This is a genomic window from Secundilactobacillus silagei JCM 19001 (assembly GCF_002217945.1).
GTDB classification, from domain to species: Bacteria; Bacillota; Bacilli; order Lactobacillales; family Lactobacillaceae; genus Secundilactobacillus; species Secundilactobacillus silagei.
On the sequence record NZ_BCMG01000021.1, the window covers coordinates 1 to 5,660 of the forward strand.

Here is a 5,660-nt window from a genome sequence, read left to right on the forward strand (position 1 = left end):
CGGATCCACCGAGGGTTCAAAGGACTCCAGGACACCTTGGAAGCATCATTTATTTAAGTTAGATACATATTATATGTACGAAGGCATTTCATTTACACAAGATTCTTGACGCTACCCAATTTTAACGTTAAACCCATAATCAGTATTAAATGGTAATTCGATGACACAATTCTTGCCAACTTTACCAAATAGCGCTCTTAAGATCCGCGTCCGATTCGCCATATCACGATAATTCAGCCGATTATACTCGAATAATAGGTCACGGGCCTTCATTCGCATTTCCAGTAATTCAGGTGTTTGGTGATATAAATCGCCATTCATCATCCGATTAAATTCTTTGTCCTCAGTCACGTTTACACTTCCTTGCAAACTTAGTATATGTGACTATTATACCTGTGTTTAAAATTGAAGTGTAATACTAAATAACTAGGGCAAAAGCCTAAATTCGTTAATTATTCTCTACAATTAAAACTGCAAATTACTTTTTGATAGGGCCATAACAACTAAAATCCCATAATTCACTAAAAATTTCTTTTGCTGTAAATTGATTGCTTTACGCTCTTCTAAAGCTTTTAATGAAGCATGTCTAAAAGGTTGCGTTTGTTTTCTGTATTTTTTTATATTTTCGTTTGTTAATAAATGAAAATAGTCATCATCATTAATTTTAGCAAACTTTTTACCTTTCTTAAGCATTCTCTCGATGGTATCATTCAACAATTCTAATTTTTCATCTACCGTCCTTGAAGTAAATAATGCATCTCTTGTTGAAATTTCATTAATCATATCCAATAAATCATCTGATAGCTCCAAAGCTTCATTATCACTGACTATTTTAAAATTAAGATCTACCACATCATACATACTTTCTACATCTAATGCATCAGTAAATACGCTTTTTAAATATTGTGAAGAATTTTTCCACATATTTTTCCATTTTTGAATAGTTGTTTGAGTGGTCTCAATAATAACAATCAAACCTTTTTGATTCCATGCGTGATTCATACCATCACAATAATATGCAAATTTCCCAGAATCCTTAAAATGAAATTCAGTTTTGCTGACTAAATCATTCAAATCAGGATTGTTAATTTTTAGATTTTGAACAAATGCTTCTTTATTTTGTAGTTCGGACATGACCGTTCCCCCCTTAAGTATTTAAAGATAGATTAATTAGCTTATAACGTATACACACATATTTAAGGACAAAATCTATTGATGCTAATTACTATTTGGGAGTGTCAAATATAATTCAAACTACTTTTCTAACCAACTGTACCATCGAAAATATAATGTCTATTAACGAGAATAAATTCTACTCACCAAACTCTTTACCCACAGCCTTCAAAGCAGCCATAATCGTTTGATCCATATTGTAATAACGATATTGACCAAGCCGACCACCAAAAATCACTTTCGGTTCAGTAGCTGCTAATGCTTGGTACTTCTTATATAACGCATTATTAGCACTATTGTTCACCGGATAATATGGTTCATCGCCACGGTGCCAAGTCTGTGGATATTCACGCGTGATAATCGTCTTGTTCTTATCACCCTTACCAAATTCAAAGTGTTTATGCTCAATAATCCGGGTATATGGTGTCTCGGCATCCGTGTAGTTCACCACAGCATTACCTTGATAATTATCAACATTTAATTCTTCCGTCTCAAAACGTAAACTTCGATATTGAAGTTCCCCTAGTTGATAGTCAAAGAACTGATCAATCATCCCTGTGAAGATGACCTTATCGTAATCCTTCAAGTATTGATCTTTATCAGTAAAAAAATCAGTATCAGTATGAACATCTATTAACTTATTATCTAACAATTGCTCCACAATCTGTGTATACCCACCAATTGGGATACCTTGATATGCATCATTAAAGTAATTATTATCAAATGTCAGTCGAACGGGTAATCGTCGAATAATAAAAGCAGGCAGTTCAGTAGCTTTTTGTCCCCACTGTTTTTCAGTGTAGCCTTTCACCAGTTTTTCGTACACGTCACGACCAATTAATGAAATAGCTTGTTCCTCAAGATTTTCAGGCTTCTTACCAGCCATTTCTTGTCGCTGCTCATTGATCTTCGCTTGCGCTTCAGCCGGTGTCGTTACACCCCACATCTTGTTGAAGGTATTCATATTAAAAGGCAGGTTATAAAGTTCACCTTTGTAGTTAGCTACTGGACTATTTGTGTAGCGATTAAACTCCGCAAACTGGTTTACATAGTTCCATATTTTTTTATTGCTCGTATGGAAAATATGCGCACCATATTGATGAACTTGAATGTTATCAACGTTTTTAGTGTAGATATTGCCAGCGATGTGTGATCGCTTTTCAATAACAGTAACTAAATTTCCACGCTTAGCTGCCTCATTCGCAAAAACTGCACCGAAGATTCCAGCACCAACAATTAAATATCTCATCGTTGTTCTCCTACCTAATTACATATTTTTATTCTATCCCATTCAAGTTATCAAATTTTACTTTAATGTTTCAGAGACTACTCACTTAATTAACGGTCATTAAAGAACTCTTTAGCCTCATCAATTATCTTAGCCTTAAATACAACTAGCATTAACCCATAAACTACAATACCAATGACAACTTCCAAGAATAAGCTGATCCAACTACTTGGTAATTGTTTATTGAATAACGTAACGACTACAAACATCATGATACCAGCAGATAAATATTTACCCGTGCCTTGAAAAAGTTTTCGGAACTGTACTTGTTCTCTAACAACTTTTAGCTGGCAAAGCGTAACAACTAGTTCTGAAATAACTGTCGCTATTGCAGTTCCTACCGCACCCCAAAGTAATATCAGCGGAATATTAATAACTAAATTAACAATCGCTCCTAATATTACCGATGTCGTATAAGCTTTTGTCTGTTTTGTAGGTAACAGATATTGTGTTCCAAGCACATTACTCCAAGCAATTAGTAGAATAACAACTGATTCAATCATCATTATTGGAATCACACTTCGAAAACGATTTGTAAAAAATAAGGGGACAAATTTAGAAGCAACCGCAATAATACCAAACATCATTGGTATCGATAACGCCGTCACAAACGAAAAACTTTTATAAAGATATGAATGAATCTTTTTGTGTTCACCATTTGCAAATGCATTTGCAACGTGCGGTAACATCACCGTCCCTGTGGCAGTTACAATGGCTAACACCATCTTGACTATTTTATCAGATTGATCAAAATAACCTGCAGCTCTCACTGAAATCATAGATCCTAACATAGTCTTATTTAAGACTAGATAAATCTGAGTAGCAATTTGTGGCACAAACAAAATAATTGACGGCATTAAATGTCTTGTAATATGTAACCCTTTAAAATTAGGTCTATTAATGTACCTGTGCAAACTTGGAAATAAGCTCATATTACCCAAGAGTAGTGATACCGATAAAATCAGTATATAAATATATAAATCTGCAGAAGATTTCACGAACGAAAAAATGCAAATCAATGTCACAATTCTGATCAGCAAGTTTCTAAAAACTGTAACAGCAAAATTTTCGACACCCATAAAGAACCATGAAATATCAAATGCAGCAGCAATTATAGACAATGATTGTGCCAAATAATAATTTTTATATTCATGTGTGAACATCAGAAAAACTATGAAAGCAGCATATGCGATGCAGATTGTGATTACCCGCATAATGAAGATCTCATAAAAAGTTTGAGTCAGGCGTACTTTGTCGCCTCTTACAAATGCAATTTGCCGATTACCATACAAATCAACACCAATACTTCCGAAAAGAATAAAATACTGGATAATTGAGTTTGTATAGGAATTAATACCAACTCCAGTCGGACCAAGAACACGTGCTAAATAGGGAATGGTAATTAATGGAACTAATAAAATAAACACCTGATAAAAAGCATTGTAGAGATAATTTTTCACAACTTTCATAAAGTAACTTTCTCCGAATCTTTAGTAGCTACATAATCCAATTAAAAATATTCCTAATTAACAATTATAAATTAATAAAATGATAATCTAGTCTGTCCGAACGTACCAATAAAAAGTAATATTTTCATGAAACGAATTTCAAATTATCAAATTGAATAATTTTATTTCTCAATTATTTTACAAAGAAGTCATTTAATGTTACTGAGAATGGAGTGACTCAGAAACATTATATTTAGCGTTATAAAAACAAATAACAAAAAACGATAAGATTAAAATATAAAGATATGAAAAATAAATCGCAGTCGTGCAAAATAATATGAATGATAAAATTGCGAATCCCGCCATTTTCCTAGAAACTAAACTTGCTAGAAATGTAGGAATTATATATATTAAAGTTGCTAAAATACCTCCCATTGCAAGTATGGCCATAATACCGTTTGAAACACCAGTTAAACCCGTTATTTGAGGAGAATACATTATACGCCTATAGTCCATATAGTTTTTAATACTATCAAGGTTTCCTAAACCATTTCCTCTAAGTATATGTTGTTTCCATGCCATAAACCCAGCATAATAATCATTAGCACGTAAGGATGAGGACGAATTCCATGCTTCAGTGACCTTTGCTTCTAACAAATAACGAATTCCAGCAACTAATAAAACGATAATGGTGATAATAAAGATTAATTTAACAATCGGATTTTTTACTTTTTGTACAAATATAAAATACCATCCAAAAGCAATAAGCCCAACTACAGTCCCAGTGGTAGATGTTGTCGAAATTAACGTCATGCTAATCAAAAAGATTTGCCATTTCATTGGTCTTTCTTCAATAAATAATAAAGTTAGCAATGCTATGCATAAGGTATATGCATACATAGGAGCTTCTACAAATATCCCTGTATTTCTAACAATATTCATTCCCAAAAAGTTAACTGATCCTTGAGCTAAATAATGCATCCCAAAATATCCAGGTAGATTGGAATTTGCACCCCACGTTACCGTTGCTGTCATATTTGTAGGAATTCCAATCAATGCAATAAGCCAGAAAAATATTGAAATAGCAGCCAAAGCTACCATAATATTTTTAATAATAATCAGTAATTCTGAGAGTTGTTGATCAACCATTTTTTCATAAAAAAATATTAATAATCCAATTGGAATCAGAGCAAAAAATAAAATATTACTTATATGGCTATAGTTCATTGAATTTTGTAACAAAAGTACAAGTGAATACAAACTAAATGCAAAAATCATTTTAATCAATGGTAAAATATTTGTCCTATTTTTATATAATTTATATAAGCTTAGTATCATTAGTAGAAAGCCAATTCCCAGCCAAAGTATTTTAATTTTAGATGTATGATTGCTTTCAATGTAAATAACACTATTTACTTGTAAAACAGTTAAAAATGCAAAAATATATTCAAGTAAAGCATATATTGAAACTGTTGCTTTTTTTCTTTTTTTCAAGATTACTCTCCATCATATTTATCAGAATATTATTAACACATATGTATTTAATTTTTATTGCTTTCGAATAACTAGTAACCACTAATTTTTCAAAATTATTTTGTACCTCGTACATACGCTTTAATGGGCTAGAATAATATGGTAGCGTCAAGAATCTTGTGTAAATGAAATGCCTTCGTACATATAATATGTATCTAACTTAAATAAATGATGCTTCCAAGGTGTCCTGGAGTCCTTTGAACCCTCGGTGGATCCGC

General features: G+C 32.4%; 5 protein-coding genes. All 5 read right to left on the bottom strand.

The window, feature by feature from the left end:
* Positions 1 to 111 precede the first annotated feature (111 nt).
* Positions 112 to 351 carry a maltose acetyltransferase domain-containing protein gene (locus CES79_RS12250; RefSeq protein ID WP_225362443.1) on the bottom strand — a complete coding sequence of 80 codons (240 nt, stop codon included), beginning with the start codon at positions 349 to 351 and terminating at the stop codon, positions 112 to 114.
* Between the two features lie 114 nt (positions 352 to 465).
* Positions 466 to 1,134: a hypothetical protein gene (locus tag CES79_RS12255; protein WP_089137365.1), complete on the bottom strand. Its 669-nt coding sequence runs from the start codon at positions 1,132 to 1,134 to the stop codon at positions 466 to 468.
* A 178-nt stretch (positions 1,135 to 1,312) separates the two neighbouring features.
* Positions 1,313 to 2,422, bottom strand: a complete 1,110-nt coding sequence (gene glf, locus CES79_RS12260; RefSeq protein WP_089137366.1) for a UDP-galactopyranose mutase — start codon at positions 2,420 to 2,422, stop codon at positions 1,313 to 1,315.
* A gap of 89 nt (positions 2,423 to 2,511) precedes the next feature.
* A complete protein-coding gene (locus CES79_RS12265) occupies positions 2,512 to 3,930 on the bottom strand; it encodes a flippase (RefSeq protein WP_089137367.1) in 1,419 nt (472 codons plus the stop codon).
* Positions 3,931 to 4,128: 198 nt separating this feature from the next.
* Positions 4,129 to 5,403 carry an O-antigen ligase family protein gene (locus CES79_RS12270; protein ID WP_089137368.1) on the bottom strand — a complete coding sequence of 425 codons (1,275 nt, stop codon included), beginning with the start codon at positions 5,401 to 5,403 and terminating at the stop codon, positions 4,129 to 4,131.
* Between the last annotated feature and the right edge of the window lie 257 nt (positions 5,404 to 5,660).

Excerpts from the sequence above, each read along its gene's own strand:
- CES79_RS12265 (WP_089137367.1), bottom strand. The coding sequence starts at position 3,930 with ATGAAAGTTGTGAAAAATTATCTCTACAATGCTTTTTATCAGGTGTTT.
- CES79_RS12255 (WP_089137365.1), bottom strand. The coding sequence starts at position 1,134 with ATGTCCGAACTACAAAATAAAGAAGCATTTGTTCAAAATCTAAAAATT.
- glf (WP_089137366.1), bottom strand. The coding sequence starts at position 2,422 with ATGAGATATTTAATTGTTGGTGCTGGAATCTTCGGTGCAGTTTTTGCG.